Raw genomic sequence first — 14,365 nt, 5'->3', positions numbered from 1 at the left:
ACGCGCACGCTCGCGGTTCGCGGGGCCTCCGAGACGCGCCGCCTATGTCGCCTGCAGGATCAGCGGCGGCCCGGGGTCGGGTGACAGCGGCACGTTCTCGCGCTGCATCAGCCAGCCCGCGATGTTGTGGAACAGCGGGGCCGCCGAGTGCCCCGGCGAGCCGTCGGCGTTGCGGTTCGGGTTGTCCATCATGATGCCGATCACATAGCGCGGGTTGTCGACGGTGGCCATCCCGGCGAAGGTGATCCAGTAGACGTCGTCGAAGTAGCAGCCGCAGCCGGGGTTGATCTGCTGGGCGGTGCCGGTCTTGCCGGCCATCTGGTAGCCGGGCACCGCGGCGGCGGACCCGGTGCCCTGCTGGTAGCCCATCGGGTCGCGCTGCACCACGGCCCGCAGCATGTTCCGCACCGTCTGGGCGGTCTGCGCGGACACCACCCGCACGCCCTCCGGGCGCGGCTCCTCGGTGCGGGTGCCGTCGGGCGCGATGGTGGCCTTGACGATGCGCGGCGGTATCCGCACCCCGTCGTTGGCGATGGCCTGGTACATGCCGGCCATCTGCAACAGCGTCATCGAAAGACCTTGGCCGATGGGCAGGTTGGAGAACGTGCTGCCCGACCACTGGTCGATCGGCGGGACCAGCCCGGCGCTCTCCCCGGGCAGCCCGACGTTGGTGCGCTGTCCCAGCCCGAACCTCTCGACCATGTCGTAGAAGCGCTCCGGGCCGACGCGCTGCGCCAGCATCAGCGTGCCGACGTTGGACGACTTCCCGAACACCCCGGTGGTGGTGTACGGCATCACGCCGTGGTCCCAGGCGTCGTGCACGTTGACCCCGCCCATGTTGATCGAGCCGGGTACCTGCAACACCTCGTCGGGGTTGGACAGCCCGTACTCGATGACCGAAGACGCGGTGATCACCTTGTTCACCGAGCCCGGCTCGAAGGGCGAGGACACCGACGGGTTGCCCAGCTGCCGGTCGCCCTGCCGGCCGATGTCCTGGGAGGGATCGAAGGTGTTGTCGTTGGCCATGGCCAGCACCTCGCCGGTTTTGGCGTCCAGCACCACGGCCGAGACGTTGTGCGCCCCGGACACGTTCTTGGCCTGCTGGACCTGCTGCTGGACGTAGAACTGGATGTCGTCGTCGAGGGTCAACTGCACGGTGGAGCCGTTGACCGCGCGGTGCCGGTTGCGGTAGCTACCGGGGATGACGACACCGTCGGAGCCCCGGTCGTAGGTGACCGAACCGTCGGTTCCGGAGAGCATGGCGTCCATCGACTCCTCCAGGCCCAGCAGCCCGTGACCGTCCCAGTCGATCCCGCCGACGATGTTGGCCGCCAGCGATCCGCCCGGGTACTGGCGCAGGTCCTGCCGCTCGGAACCCACCTCCGGGTACTTGTCGGAGATCGCACCGGCGACGGCGGGGTCGACGGCGCGAGCCAGGTAGGCGAACGTCTCGTCGCTCTGCAGCTTCTTCAGCACGGTCTGGTAATCCGGCTTGTTGTTCAGTCGCGCCGAGACCTCCTTGGCGATGTCGCGCAGCCGCTGCTGCGGGTCGGGGGCCGCGGGATTCTTCGCCCTGGCCTCCTCCAGCTGCTTGCGAACCCTCTTCGGCTGGAAGGTCAACGCGCGCGACTCGGTGGTGAACGCGAGCTGATCGTTGTGGCGGTCGATGATGCTGCCGCGCACCGCCTTCTCGACGTCGGTGACCTTGAGCTGGCTGGCCGCCTGGGCGCGCAGCGCCGGGGCGTCGGTCACCTGCAGGACGAACAGCTGCGCCGCCGCGATCAGCGTCATCACTCCGATGACCGCGTTGCCGGCCCGGTGCCGGGCGACGAACGACGCGCCGCGGGTCCCCACCTGCACGAGCTTTCGGGTCCGCCGCTCGCGTGCCGAGTGGCCGGCCGGCAGCGCGTCGGGCCGGGGGGCCGCGCCGGACTTCCCGGCGCCCTTGGGCCTGCGGAATCGCCTGGTTTTGCCGGCGTCCCGCGCCCGGGCGGCGTTGTCGGCCGCGCGGGCCCGCTTCGGCTGGCGAACCTCCTCTTCGGAGCGGCGGGGACCGCGGCCCGGTCGCGCCGCCTGCGACCGGCGAGTCCGCCGGGGCTCGCGCCCGCTCATCCGGCCACACCCGGCGCCGCGACGGCGGGCGGCGGGAACTGCCCGGCGGTGGCCGGCAGCGGCGCCGGCGCGCCGGGGCCGACGGGAACCGCGGCCTGGGGGGCTTCGGGCGCCGTTCCCAGCTGCAGCGGCACCGGGACCCCGGCGGGCGCCGGCGCCGACAGCCGGCCGGGAAGCGGGCCCGGCGGGCCGCCCAGCGGGACCGGGACCCCGGCGGGTCCCGGAGCGGGCAGCGGCACCCCGGGGGCCGGCAAGCTCGGTAGCGGGGCCGTACCCGGCAACTGCCCGGGCGCCGGGAATCCCCCCGGCGTGCCGGGCAGGGGCACCTGCTGGGCCGGCAGGTGCTGACCGCCCACGGTCGAGGCGCCGTCCGGCGCGCGCAGCAGCATCTCGGGCCCGGACCTGGCCGGCGCCCCCGGTGCGCCGGGGGCCGGCTCGATCCGGACCGGGACCTCGGGGGACTGCTCCGGGCGCGGCGGCGGCGGGCCCTCGTCGGGGAGCTTGGCGTTCAGCGGCGGGGGCGGAACGCCGTCGGCGGGCTTGGGCGTGCCCACGACCACCCAGTTGCCGGCCGGGTCCTGGACCAGGTGGGCGGTGTCGCGCGTCGGGATCATGCCCTGCTTGCGGGCCGCCTCCGCCAGCGCCGGCGCCGACTCCGCCTCGCGCACATCGCGTTCCAGCGCCTCCTTCTGCTGCTGCAGCAGGCGGTTCTGCTCGCGGGCGTGGCTCAGCTGGTAGGACCGCTCGGCCGAGGCGGTCGACAACCATAGCGTCAGGCCCAGCCCCAAAGCCAGCGCACCGATGACCAGCACGACGAACGGAACCCTGCTGAGCAGGGTCCGGGGCCGCAGGTCGACGGCGGCCAGCCGGGCCGCCAGCCGCTCCGTCAGGCGGGGCCGGACGACCTTGGGCGCCTTGGCTTTCCGCGCCTTGGCCCGGGCCTTGGCCTGGCTGGCGCTCTTGGCCCGGACCGGACGCTCGACCGGCCGCGGGATGGGGCTGGTCTGCGGTCCGGACCTCGGCGTGCGGCCCTCGCGGGCGGGCGCCGGGGTCTTGGCCGGCCGGGTGCTGTGCACCGGCTCGACCGCGGTGCGCCTGCCCTTGCGGGCGGACCCGCCGGAGCCGCTCGCCCCACCCCGGCGGTCGTTGCCGCCGCGGCGTTTCGGCGCCTCGCGCTTGGTCTTCATGAGTCGCCCCTCCCGGTTGCGTGTCGTGCTGCTTGCACCCCGCCCTCCACCCGTTGCAGGGCCCGTAGCCGCACCGAGGCGCTGCGCGGATTGCGTTCGATCTCAGCGGCATCCGCGCGTTCGGCGCCGCGTGTCAACGACCGGAATCGCGGCCCGTGGCCGGGCAGCTCGACCGGCAGGTCGATCGGGGTGCGCGTGGCGACGGCCTCGGCGAAGGCGCGCTTGACGATGCGGTCCTCCAGGGACTGATACGACAGCACCACGATGCGTCCGGCGCCGACGAGGGCGTCCAGCGCGGCCGGCAGTGCGCGGCGCAGCGTGTCCAGTTCGTCGTTGACCGCGATGCGCAGGGCCTGGAACGTGCGCTTGGCCGGATGCCCGCCGGTGCGCCGCGCCGGCGCCGGAATCGCTTGGTAGAGCAGCTCTACCAGCTCCCCCGTGGACGTGAACGGCGCGCGCTCGCGCCAGCGCACGATCTGGGCGGCGATGCGGCGGGCGAATCGCTCCTCGCCGTAGCGGTGCAGGATGTCGGCCAGCGCCGCCTGGTCGTAGGTGTTGACGATGTCGGCGGCGATCAGCCGCGAGCCCGGGTCCATCCGCATGTCCAGCGGAGCGTCCTGGGCGTAGGCGAAGCCGCGTTCGGCGCGGTCGAGCTGCATGGACGACACGCCGAGGTCGAAAAGCACACCGTCGACCGATTCCCTCTCCGGGCAACCGGATTCGGCCAGCGCGGCGGCCAGGCCGTCGTAACGGGTGTGGACGAGCGTGACCCGGTCGGCGAACCGCGCCAGCCGGGCCCGGGCGATGTTTAGGGCGCTGGGATCACGGTCGAGCCCGATCAGCCGCAGCCCCGGCAGGTCGGTCAGGAACCGCTCGGCGTGGCCGCCGGCACCGAGCGTCGCGTCGACCAGCACCGCTCCGGTTCCGTCCGGGGTGCGGCGGGTCAGCGCCGGGGTCAGCAGTTCGACGCAGCGGTGCAGCAGGACGGGAACGTGCCCGTGATCGTCCGAATCATCAGCCACCGCAACGCCTCCGGAGATTGGGCGGGACGCCCCTGCACCGAGGTCCCTGTCCGAAGGCACGAACCTGGCGTTGGGGAAGTACGCCAGGGTCGGTTCGGGCAGAGGCCACGATGCACGGGCATACGCCTCAGATGATGTCGCCGAGTGCTTCATCGCTGGCCGCGGAGAAGTTCTCTTCGTGTGTCTGCTGGTAGTCGTGCCAGGCCTGCGCATCCCAGATCTCGAGGTAGTCGACCGCGCCGATCACCACGCAGTCCTTGGACAGGTTCGCGTAACGGCGGTGGTCGGCCGACAACGTGATGCGGCCCTGCGCGTCGGGGTGCTGCTCGTCGGTGCCGGCGGCGAGGTTGCGCAGGAATGCCCTGGCTTCGGGGTTGCTGCGCGAGGTCTTGCTGGCCCGGCGGGCCAGCTGCTCGAATTCCGCGCGCGGGTAGACGGCCAGGCTGTGATCTTGGCTCTTGGTGACCATCAACCCCCCTGCCAGCGCGTCGCGGAACTTGGCGGGCAACGTCAGCCGCCCCTTGTCGTCGAGCCGGGGCGTGTAGGTGCCGAGAAACACCCGTTCACCTCCCGCCCGGAGCGGTTCCGTCTCACCCGAACACTGCAGTCACCATACCCCACAATCCCCCACTTTGCCCCATAACTGGGGCGTGCTCGGCGCGTTTTCTCGGACATTTGCCACCTCGGACCGACCGGCTCCCCCCGGGTGGCACCGCACCGTCCCGCAGCGGCGCCGCAAAACCGCATTTCAAAGGCACAATACGGCCAGTGGGGCAAAGTGGGGGGATGGGGCGCGTCGGAGCGGGGCTCGGTTCGGACGCGGTTCGGCCTCGAATCGGGCACGACTGCATGAAATAAGGGGCAGCCTCCTGGCTACCCCTTCACGAAGGTTGACGGCGTCGAACTCGCCTGGGCCGCCGCGGTTCCGCTACTCGTCGAAGCGGCGGCGGAAGCGGTCCTCCATGCGGCTGGTGAACGAGCTCCCGGCGCCCTTGGCGCGCCGCGGGCGCAGCGACCCCGTCCCGGAGCCGGGGTGAGCCGGCCGGCCCGCCAGGCTGGGTCCGGTGATGGCGAAGACCACCCCGGCAAACATCACGACGAAGCCGACGACGCTGAGGATCGGAAAGCTCCCGATCATCGTGGCCTTGAAGGCAACGCCGGAAACCAGCATCGCCAGGCCGACGACGAACATGGCCGCGCCCTGCAGGCGCCGCCGCGCGGTGGGTGCGCGGAATCCGCCGCCCCGAACGCTCGACGCGAATTTGGGGTCCTCGGCGTAGAGAGCGCTCTCGATCTGATCGAGCATCCGTTGCTCATGATCGGAGAGTGGCATTCGTCCCTCCTTGCCGACAGCTTGGCACGTAACTATCGATAGCACGCGGATGCCCGTTTCTGCGGACAACTAACTCAGATGATACGAGGTCGATCTGCGCCGTACCACTGGTTCGACAGCGATTCTATCGCGGCCCCGTCCCGAGGCCCGGCCGGGCGGCGACGCCCGTGCGGTGCAAGCGGCCTGCCGGGCCGGGCCTCGAGCGCTTGTTAGCCGTGACCGCCCAGCCACCGGCAACCCGGGCGTCCGATAATGGCGGTGCAGCGGGCTTCGGAACGGGATCGCCGCTGCAGGGCGACGGATGAGGAGGACACCGCGAGTTGCCGACATTCCTCATCGATCTGCCACCCACCGAAATGGAGCGGCGCCTCGGTGACGCCCTGGGTGTGTACGTCGAGGCGATGCGATACCCGCGGGGCACCGAGAAGCAGCGCGCGGCGATGTGGCTCGAGCACCTGCGGCGACGGGGCTGGCAGGGGGTGGCCGCGGTGGAGGCCGACGACACCCTGGCGGCGGCCGACACCGTCTCAGGCGCCCGCCTGAGCGACGCGCCGCTGGTCGGCGTGGCCTACGGCTACCCCGGAGCACCCGGGCAGTGGTGGCAGCAGCAGGTCGTGATGGGTCTGCAGCGCGGTGGCTCGCCGCCGGAGGTGATCACGCGGCTGATGAGCAGCTACTTCGAGCTGACCGAGCTGCACATCCTGCCGCGCGCCCAGGGGCGGGGCCTCGGCGAGGCGCTGGCCCGACGCCTGCTCGCCGGTCGCGTCGAGAAGAACGTGCTGCTGTCGACCCCGGAGACCAACGGCGAGCCCAACCGCGCGTGGCGGTTGTACCGGCGACTGGGGTTCACCGACGTCATTCGCGACTACCACTTCGCCGGTGACCCGCGGGCCTTCGCGATCCTGGGCCGGGCTTTGCCTCTGCAGTGAGCCGGGCCTCTGCGGCGACCCGCCCCTGCGTCCGGCCCACGCCGCGCACAGTCGCGCACAGTCCAGGACTCGCCGAACCGCCACGCCGCATCTGGCACGATGACCTGGTGCGCGCCGGCTCTCCCCCGATCCATGTCCGAGGATTCACCGCTCGGCGGCGCCGGGTGCTGGCCGCGGCGATGCTGCTCCTGCTGGTCCCGCTGGCCACCGGATGCCTGCGCGTGCGGGCGTCGATCACCATCTCGCCCGACGACCTGGTGTCCGGGGAGATCATCGCCGCCGCAAAACCCAAGACGCCCAAGGACACCGGCCCGCAGCTGGAGAACAACCTGCCGTTCGGCCAGAAGGTGGCCGTGTCGAACTACGACAGCGACGGCTATGTGGGCTCGCAGGCGGTGTTCTCCGACCTGACGTTCGCTGAGGTGCCGCAGCTGGCGGACATGAACCCCAACGCGGCCGGGGTGAACCTGTCGCTGCGCCGCAACGGCAATCTGGTGATCCTGGAGGGCCGGGCCGACCTGACCTCGCTGACCGATCCCGACGCCGAGGTCGAGCTGACCGTCGCCTTCCCCGGGGTGGTCACCTCCACCAACGGCGACCGCGCCGAGCCCGACGTGGTCTCCTGGAAGCTCAAACCGGGCGTGGTGAGCACCATGACCGCCCAGGCCCGATACACCGATCCCAACACGCGGTCGTTCACCGGGGCGGGCATCTGGCTGACCATCGCGTCCTTTGCGGCCGCCGCCGCGGTGGCGGCGCTGGCCTGGTTCAGCCGCGACCGCTCACCGCGGTTCACCGGTCCGCGCGACCAACCGCCGAGCTAAACCGGCTCGCGCGGCGACCAGTAGGCGAGCATCTCGGCGAACACCTGGAAGGCCGGGGTCGACACCCCGTACGTCGCCTCGAAATGGATGCTGAGCGGGAAGCCCAGCTCGGCGACGCCGTCGATGACGCGCTTGTAGAGGTCGACCATGAGCCGGCGCTTCCGCGCCGGCTCGCTGCCGGCCAGTTCCCTCACGAACTCCTGCTCGCGGGCCACCGCGGCGTTGCCCGGGTCCTGGATCAGCCAGTTGATCAGCCCGATGCGGCCCTCCACCTTCGGCACGAAGCCGAACGACAACAGGATCTCGGGCCGGTGATCGGTGGTTCGGGCGAACTCCGTCAAGAACCCCACGATCGCGTCCGAATACAGCAGCTGGGTCATGCCGTAGGTGGCGCCCTGATCGCACTTGAAGTTGAACCGGCCGTGTTCGCCCTCGCGGGTGGGAATCAGGATCACCCCCCGGTTGCTCACCAGCTCCCGGTAGATCGACAGCGCGTCGGTGGGAGCGACGCCGGAGCCCTCGCCGTCGCTCATCGTGCGCGGCACGCCGACGAACACCACGCCCTCCATGCCGGCGTCGCACAGATCGGTCAGCCGCCGCCGCAGCGCCGATGCGTCCATGAAAGCGGTCACCTGCGTGCACAGGCCGCGCAACCCCGGCAACTCCGGCTTGAGGATCGACCAGAAGTCCAGCACGTCGAGCTTGGGCTTCATCGGCACGGGACGGTCGTCGTCCTCGGCGATCATCCCGGGAATCATCACGTGCCGGATCCGGCCCTCCAGGCCACTCTCGGCCGAGCAATGCACCACTTTTCGCGCATCTTCCAGCGCCCGTGCCCGACCGTCTTCCACGTTGGGCGGCACCAGTTCGAGGGCGATGGTGTTGAGGGTCACGCGGCTCCTCTCCATCGGATTCTCATCAGACGATGACCGCCCCGGCACCTCGCGGCCGGGGCAAGCCGGGCCTAAGCCCGGGCCCTCGCCAGCATAGGCGTGGGGATATCTCCCGCTGGGCGAGGGAACGGCGAGGCTGGCCGGAGCGACTCCGGGCGCCGAAGCGACATACACTGTCGGGCCTAGAACACCCACCGCGTCGAGCCGAGCAGAAAGGGGCGCCGCGCTGAGCCCGAAAGCCCCAGCAGCAGCGGCAACCGCCGAACTGACCGGCGCCATCACCGACCGGCTTCGGCGGTACCTGCACGACCGGCGCGACGAAACCGCCTACATCGGTGGCGACTACGACGCCTTCATCGGCGCCCTCGAGGATTTCGTGCTCAGCGGCGGCAAGCGGCTGCGGCCGGCCTTCGCCTACTGGGGCTGGCGCGCCGTAGCCAGCGAAGACCCCGATCCCGAGGTGCTGCTGCTGTTCTCCGCGCTGGAGCTGCTGCACGCCTGCGCGCTACTGCACGACGACGTGATCGACGACTCCTTGACCCGCCGGGGCAGACCGACCGCCCACGTGCAGTTCGCCGAGCTGCACCGCGGCCGGCGGTGGCGCGGCTCGCCGGACCGGTTCGGCGTGTCGGCGGCGATCCTGCTCGGGGACCTCGCGCTGGCCTGGGCCGACGATATCGTGTTCGGCGCGGACTTGCCGCCCGACGCCCAGCGGCGGGTCCTGCGCGTGTGGGCCGCCATCCGCACCGAGGTCCTGGGCGGGCAGTACCTCGACATCGTCAACGAGGCCAGCGCCGCCGAGTCGATCGCGTCGGCGATGAACGTCGACACGTTCAAAACCGCCAGCTACACCGTGGCCCGGCCGCTGCAGCTGGGCGTGGCCGCCGCCGCCGATCGGCCCGACGTCCAGGACACCTTCAAGCAGTTCGGGGTGGACCTCGGCGTGGCGTTCCAATTGCGTGACGACGTGCTGGGGGTGTTCGGGGATCCGGCGGTGACCGGCAAGCCGTCCGGTGACGACCTGCGGTCCGGCAAGCGGACGGTGCTGCTGGCCGAGGCGGTCGAGCTGGCGGACCGGTCGGATCCGGCGGCGGCCGAGCTGTTGCGCAGCGCGATCGGCGCCCAGCTGACCGACGCGCAGGTGAACGAGCTGCGCGACGTCATCGAGGCGGTGGGCGCGCTGCAGGCGGCCGAGCAGCGCATCGCCGCGCTGACGCAACGGGCGCTGGCCACGCTCGCGTCCGCCCCCGTCAACGCGGCGGCCAAAGAGGGCCTGTCCGCGCTGGCCAGGATGGCCACGAACCGGTCCGCCTGAGCCGATGGAGACCCCGTCGAGCCCGGCGCACCTCCCGTCCACCGAATCGCCCGCGGCCAAGAAGCACCCCCGCGCCCCGCAACTGTCTCGCTTGCTGGCGTTCACCGCCGGCCCGGAGTCGCGACCGGCGAAACTGGGGTTTCTCGGCGCGATGCTGATCACCATGGGCGGGCTGGGCGCCGGCAGCACCCGCCAGCACGACCCGCTGCTGGAGTCGATCCACCTGTCGTGGCTGCGCTTCGGGCACGGGCTGGTGTTGTCGTCGATCGTGCTGTGGGCCGGCGTGGGCCTGATGCTGATCGCGTGGCTGGGGCTGGGACGCCGGGTCTTAGCCGGCGGCCCGACCGAATACGCGATGAAGGCCACCACCGGGTTCTGGCTGGCGCCGTTGCTGGTGTCGGTGCCCGTGTTCAGCCGGGACACGTATTCCTATCTGGCCCAGGGCGCGCTGCTGCGCGACGGCCTGGACCCCTACGCGGTGGGCCCCGTGGCAAACCCGAACTCGTTGCTGGACAACGTGAGTCCCATCTGGACGATCACCACCGCCCCGTACGGCCCGGCGTTCATCCTGGTCGCGAAGTTCGTCACGGTCATCGTCGGCAACAACGTGGTGGCCGGGACGATGTTGCTGCGCCTGTGCATGCTGCCCGGGTTGGCGCTGCTGATCTGGGCCACACCCCGGTTGGCGCATCACCTGGGGACCGACGGCCCCATCGCGCTGTGGATCTGCGTCCTCAATCCCCTGGTGCTCATCCACCTGATGGGGGGGGTGCACAACGAGATGCTGATGGTCGGGCTCATGGCCGCCGGCATCGCCCTGACCTTCCGCGGGTGCCACCTCCCGGGCGTCGCCCTGATCACCGTGGCCAGTGCGGTCAAGGCCACCGCCGCGATCTCGCTGCCGTTCCTGGTCTGGGTGTGGATGCGGCATCAGCGCGACCGGCGGGGATATCCCCCGATGCGGGCGTTCCTGACGGCCATGGTGCTCTCCGTGCTCGTCTTCGCCGTGGTGTTCGGGATCCTCTCCGCCGCGGCCGGTGTCGGGCTGGGCTGGCTGACCGCACTGGCCGGATCGGTGAAGATCATCAACTGGCTGACCATTCCCACCGGGGCCGCCAACCTGATCCACGCGTGGGGCAGCAACTTCTTCACCTTCGACTTCTATCCCCTGCTGCGCGTCACCCGGCTGATCGGGATCGGGGTCATCGCGGTGTCGCTGCCGGTGTTGTGGTGGCGGTGCCGCCGCGACGACCGGACCGCGCTGACCGGCATCGCGTGGTCGATGCTGATCGTGGTGTTGTTCGTGCCCGCCGCCCTGCCCTGGTACTACTCCTGGCCGCTGGCGGCAGGGGCGCCGCTGGCCCAGTCGCGACGCGCGGTCGCCACCATCGCGGGGTTCTCGACGTGGGTCATGGTCATCTTCAAACCCGACGGCTCGCACGGCATGTACTCGTGGCTGCACTTCTGGCTGGCCACCGCCTGCGCCGTCATCGCCTGGTACACGCTGAAGCGGGCCCCCGCGGCGGCGGCCGAACCGGGCCGCGAAGCCGTCAGTACGCCATAGCCTGGGCCCGGCGCACGACCTCCCGCGCCTGGTGGGCGTGCAGGGCGTCGACGGGGCGGGCGTTGCCGACGGCGTCCCGGCTGCCGTCGCGGGTGATGGTCAGCGACGCGTCCGGGGTGAACAGCCACCGCAGGATCTCGGTCTCGCGGTAACCGCCGTCGCGCAAGATGGTCAACAGGCCGGGCAGGCTCTTGACCACCTCACCGGTGCCGGTGAAGAACGCCTGGGGGATCACCACGCCACCGTCGCGGCGCACCGCGACCAGGTGGCCCTCCCGAAGCTGTTGGTGCACCTTGCCGAGCGGCACGCCGAGCAATTCGGCGACCCGGGGCAGGTCGTAGGTTGGCTCGCCGGGATCTATGACGTCGTCGCCGGCCGGGATGCTGCCCACCGCGCCAGTGTATGCCGTGCTCGGCGCGTTGAGCATGGAGTTTTTCAACCCGGGGCCGCAGCGCACCTACGATGGCCCCGTGGCAGGCGCGGGGATCGGGGAGCTGGACGGCACGCTGCTGGACGGCCGCTACCTCGTGGAGTCCCGGATCGCCAGCGGCGGCACCTCGACGGTGTACCGGGGCCTCGACGTCCGGCTCGACCGCCCCGTCGCGGTCAAGGTGATGGACGCCCGCTACGCCGGCGACGAGCAGTTCCTGACCCGCTTCCGGTTCGAGGCGCGCGCGGTCGCGCGGTTGAAGAATCCCGGGCTGGTCGCCGTTTACGACCAGGGCCTGGACTCCCGGCACCCGTTTCTGGTGATGGAACTCGTCGAGGGCGGCACGCTGCGCGAGTTGCTGGCCGAGCGCGGGCCGATGCCGCCCCACGCCGTCGCCGCGGTGCTGCGCCCGGTGCTGGGCGGACTGGCCGCCGCGCACGGGGCGGGCCTGGTGCACCGTGACGTCAAGCCCGAGAACGTGCTGATCTCCGACGAAGGCGAGGTCAAGATCGCCGATTTCGGCCTGGTTCGCGCCGTCGCGGCCGCCGGGATCACCTCCGCCAACGTCATTCTGGGGACGGCGGCCTACCTGTCGCCCGAGCAGGTCCGCGACGGGCATGCCAGCCCCCGCAGCGACGTCTACTCCACCGGAATCCTCACCTACGAGCTGTTGACCGGGCGCACGCCGTTCACCGGCGACACGGCACTGTCGATCGCCTACCAGCGCCTGGACACCGATGTGCCCCCGCCCAGCGCCGCGATCGACGGCGTGCCCCCGCAGTTCGACGAGCTGGTGGCGCGGGCGACCGCCCGCAACCCCGCCGACCGCTACGCCGACGCGATCGAGCTGGCCGCCGACCTCGAGGCGATCGCCGACGAACTCGGATTGCCGGCATTCCGGGTGCCCGCCCCGGCCAATTCCGCCCAGCACCGGTCGGCGGCGCTGCAGCACAGCCGGATGGCGGAGCGCGGGGCCGCCGGGCAGCAGCCTCCCGCCGCCGCAGCGGCTCGCCGGCCCACCCGCCAACTCACCCGGGGGCCCGGGGACTGGCCCGAGCAGCCGCCCCCGATCGAGCCGGGCGAATACGAATACGAGCCCTTGTCAGGGGAATTCGCCGGCATCGCGATGAGCGAGTTCGTGTGGGCCCGGCAGCGCGCCCGGCGCACGGTGCTGATCTGGGTCGCGATCGTGCTCGCCCTCACCGCGCTCGCGGCGACCGTGGGGTGGACGATCGGCAGCAACCTGAGCGGCCTGCTGTGAGGTCAGCCGGGCGAGCGCGCGCAAATGTACGTCGCCACCGGCGTGTCGTCGTACAGACACGCACACTCGCGAACGTCCGGAGCTAGTCGCGCAGCATCTCGGCGACCAGGAACGCGAGCTCCAGCGACTGCTGGGTGTTCAGCCGCGGGTCGCACGCCGTCTCGTAGCGGCCCACCAGGTCGGTGTCCGAGATGTCCTGCGCGCCGCCCAGGCATTCGGTGACGTTCTCGCCGGTGATCTCGACGTGGATGCCGCCGGGATGGGTGCCCAGAGCGCGGTGCACCTCGAAGAACCCCTGCACCTCGTCGACGATGCGGTCGAAGTGGCGGGTCTTGTACCCGTTGGACGACTCGTGGGTGTTGCCGTGCATCGGGTCGCATTGCCAGATCACCTGGTGGCCGGTGGCCTGGACCTTCTCGACGAGCGGCGGCAGCAGGTCGCGGACCTTGCCGTTGCCCAGCCTGCTGACCAGTGTCAGCCGGCCGGGCTGGTTGCGCGGGTCGAGCCGCTCGACGTATTCGACGGCCAGTTCCGGCGTCATCGTCGGGCCGATCTTGACGCCGATGGGGTTGGCGATCACCTCGGCGAACGCGACGTGCGCGCCGTCGAGCTGGCGGGTGCGCTCCCCGATCCACACCGTGTGCGCCGACAGGTCGTAGAGCCGCGGCTCCCCGTCTTCGCCCTCGAACAGGCGCAGCATGGCGCGCTCGTAGTCGAGCACCAACGCCTCGTGGCTGGCGTAGATCTCCGCGGTCTGCAGGTTGCGGTCGGCCACCCCGCAGGCGCTCATGAAGCGCAGCGCGCGGTCGATCTCGGTGGCCAGCGCCTCGTACCGCGCTCCGGCCGGTGAGGTCCGGACGAACTCGCGGTTCCAGTCGTGCACCCCGTGCAGCGAGGCCAGCCCCGACGAGGTCAGCGCCCGCACCAGGTTCATCGCCGCACTGGCGTTGGCGTAGGCCCGCACCAGCCGCGACGGGTCGTGGTCGCGCGCGGCGGCGTCCGGGGCGAAGCCGTTGATCATGTCGCCGCGGTAGGACTTCAGGCCCAGCGCGTCGATGTCGGCCGAGCGGGGCTTGGCGTACTGTCCCGCGATGCGGGCCACCTTGACCACCGGCATACTGGCGCCGTAGGTCAGCACCACGGCCATCTGCAGCAGCGCCCGGATGTTGCCCCGGATGTGGGGTTCGGTGTTGTCGGTGAACGTCTCCGCGCAGTCGCCGCCCTGCAGCAGGAACGCCTCCCCCCTGGCGACCGCGGCCAGTTGTTCCTGCAACCGGACGATCTCCGACGGCACTGTCACCGGCGGCACGCTCTCCAGGACCGTGCGCATCGCCGTGGCCTGGTCGGCCGGCCAGCTGGGCTGCTGCGCGGCCGGCTTGGCCAGCGCGGCGTCCAGGCGGGCGCGCAGCTCGGTCGGCAGCGGCGGCAGCGACGGCAGCTGGTCGATCGGGATGTCGACGGTCCAGTTCATCGGTCCATCGTAACCGGCACCCGG

Annotated in this window: 13 protein-coding genes; 5 read left to right on the top strand and 8 right to left on the bottom strand. The window is 71.3% G+C overall.

Annotation, left to right across the window (positions count from 1 at the left end; all coding sequences use genetic code 11):
• Positions 1-42 precede the first annotated feature (42 nt).
• The 5 genes from AB8998_RS12950 to AB8998_RS12930 form a co-directional block, all read right to left on the bottom strand.
• Positions 43-2,112 carry a peptidoglycan D,D-transpeptidase FtsI family protein gene (locus AB8998_RS12950; protein WP_369738310.1) on the bottom strand — a complete coding sequence of 690 codons (2,070 nt, stop codon included), beginning with the start codon at positions 2,110-2,112 and terminating at the stop codon, positions 43-45.
• Positions 2,109-3,299 carry a cell division protein FtsL gene (ftsL, locus tag AB8998_RS12945; RefSeq protein WP_369738309.1) on the bottom strand — a complete coding sequence of 397 codons (1,191 nt, stop codon included), beginning with the start codon at positions 3,297-3,299 and terminating at the stop codon, positions 2,109-2,111. Before ftsL ends, AB8998_RS12950 begins: the two co-directional genes overlap by 4 nt.
• On the bottom strand, positions 3,296-4,474 hold the full coding sequence (gene rsmH, locus AB8998_RS12940; protein ID WP_369738308.1) for a 16S rRNA (cytosine(1402)-N(4))-methyltransferase RsmH: 1,179 nt from the start codon (positions 4,472-4,474) through the stop codon (positions 3,296-3,298). Before rsmH ends, ftsL begins: the two co-directional genes overlap by 4 nt.
• Positions 4,449-4,880: a division/cell wall cluster transcriptional repressor MraZ gene (gene mraZ / locus AB8998_RS12935; protein ID WP_144950524.1), complete on the bottom strand. Its 432-nt coding sequence runs from the start codon at positions 4,878-4,880 to the stop codon at positions 4,449-4,451. Before mraZ ends, rsmH begins: the two co-directional genes overlap by 26 nt.
• Before the next feature lie 369 nt (positions 4,881-5,249).
• On the bottom strand, positions 5,250-5,654 hold the full coding sequence (locus tag AB8998_RS12930) for a DUF3040 domain-containing protein (protein WP_369738307.1): 405 nt from the start codon (positions 5,652-5,654) through the stop codon (positions 5,250-5,252).
• A 320-nt stretch (positions 5,655-5,974) separates the two neighbouring features.
• Here AB8998_RS12930 and AB8998_RS12925 point away from each other — a divergent pair, with 320 nt between their 5' ends.
• Together AB8998_RS12925 and lppM are read left to right on the top strand one after the other, a co-directional pair.
• A complete protein-coding gene (locus tag AB8998_RS12925; RefSeq protein ID WP_369738306.1) occupies positions 5,975-6,583 on the top strand; it encodes a GNAT family N-acetyltransferase in 609 nt (202 codons plus the stop codon).
• Positions 6,584-6,762: 179 nt separating this feature from the next.
• A complete protein-coding gene (gene lppM, locus AB8998_RS12920) occupies positions 6,763-7,407 on the top strand; it encodes a lipoprotein LppM (RefSeq protein ID WP_369741552.1) in 645 nt (214 codons plus the stop codon).
• Here lppM and AB8998_RS12915 read toward each other — a convergent pair.
• Positions 7,404-8,300, bottom strand: coding sequence for a mycobacterial-type methylenetetrahydrofolate reductase (locus AB8998_RS12915; RefSeq protein ID WP_369741551.1), 897 nt, complete (start codon positions 8,298-8,300; stop codon positions 7,404-7,406). The genes lppM and AB8998_RS12915 overlap by 4 nt on opposite strands.
• A gap of 265 nt (positions 8,301-8,565) precedes the next feature.
• On the opposite strand from AB8998_RS12915, the gene idsA2 reads away from it, so the two are divergent.
• Together idsA2 and AB8998_RS12905 are read left to right on the top strand one after the other, a co-directional pair.
• Positions 8,566-9,615, top strand: a complete 1,050-nt coding sequence (gene idsA2, locus AB8998_RS12910) for a bifunctional (2E,6E)-farnesyl/geranyl diphosphate synthase (RefSeq protein WP_369741550.1) — start codon at positions 8,566-8,568, stop codon at positions 9,613-9,615.
• Positions 9,616-9,619: 4 nt separating this feature from the next.
• Positions 9,620-11,179: an alpha-(1->6)-mannopyranosyltransferase A gene (locus AB8998_RS12905; protein ID WP_369738305.1), complete on the top strand. Its 1,560-nt coding sequence runs from the start codon at positions 9,620-9,622 to the stop codon at positions 11,177-11,179.
• Here AB8998_RS12905 and AB8998_RS12900 read toward each other — a convergent pair.
• Positions 11,166-11,570, bottom strand: coding sequence for an Rv2175c family DNA-binding protein (locus AB8998_RS12900; RefSeq protein WP_369738304.1), 405 nt, complete (start codon positions 11,568-11,570; stop codon positions 11,166-11,168). The genes AB8998_RS12905 and AB8998_RS12900 overlap by 14 nt on opposite strands.
• 103 nt (positions 11,571-11,673) lie before the next feature.
• Here AB8998_RS12900 and AB8998_RS12895 point away from each other — a divergent pair, with 103 nt between their 5' ends.
• The gene (locus AB8998_RS12895) at positions 11,674-12,870 is read left to right on the top strand and encodes a protein kinase domain-containing protein (protein WP_369741549.1); all 1,197 of its coding nucleotides are present in this window, start codon (positions 11,674-11,676) and stop codon (positions 12,868-12,870) included.
• A gap of 82 nt (positions 12,871-12,952) precedes the next feature.
• Here the strand turns inward: AB8998_RS12895 and AB8998_RS12890 are convergent, their stop codons facing one another.
• Positions 12,953-14,341, bottom strand: a complete 1,389-nt coding sequence (locus tag AB8998_RS12890) for a class II 3-deoxy-7-phosphoheptulonate synthase (protein ID WP_369741548.1) — start codon at positions 14,339-14,341, stop codon at positions 12,953-12,955.
• Positions 14,342-14,365: the final 24 nt, after the last annotated feature.

The sequence above is a fragment of the Mycobacterium sp. HUMS_12744610 genome (genome assembly GCF_041206865.1).
Taxonomy (GTDB): domain Bacteria; phylum Actinomycetota; class Actinomycetes; order Mycobacteriales; family Mycobacteriaceae; genus Mycobacterium; species Mycobacterium servetii.
Note: the sequence above shows the minus strand (reverse complement) of the source record. Positions and strands in the feature narration are given on the sequence as shown.

Excerpts from the sequence above, each read along its gene's own strand:
- AB8998_RS12950 (WP_369738310.1), bottom strand. The coding sequence starts at position 2,112 with ATGAGCGGGCGCGAGCCCCGGCGGACTCGCCGGTCGCAGGCGGCGCGA.
- ftsL (WP_369738309.1), bottom strand. The coding sequence starts at position 3,299 with ATGAAGACCAAGCGCGAGGCGCCGAAACGCCGCGGCGGCAACGACCGC.
- rsmH (WP_369738308.1), bottom strand. The coding sequence starts at position 4,474 with ATGAAGCACTCGGCGACATCATCTGAGGCGTATGCCCGTGCATCGTGG.
- AB8998_RS12930 (WP_369738307.1), bottom strand. The coding sequence starts at position 5,654 with ATGCCACTCTCCGATCATGAGCAACGGATGCTCGATCAGATCGAGAGC.
- lppM (WP_369741552.1), top strand. The coding sequence starts at position 6,763 with ATGCTGCTCCTGCTGGTCCCGCTGGCCACCGGATGCCTGCGCGTGCGG.
- AB8998_RS12905 (WP_369738305.1), top strand. The coding sequence starts at position 9,620 with ATGGAGACCCCGTCGAGCCCGGCGCACCTCCCGTCCACCGAATCGCCC.
- AB8998_RS12890 (WP_369741548.1), bottom strand. The coding sequence starts at position 14,341 with ATGAACTGGACCGTCGACATCCCGATCGACCAGCTGCCGTCGCTGCCG.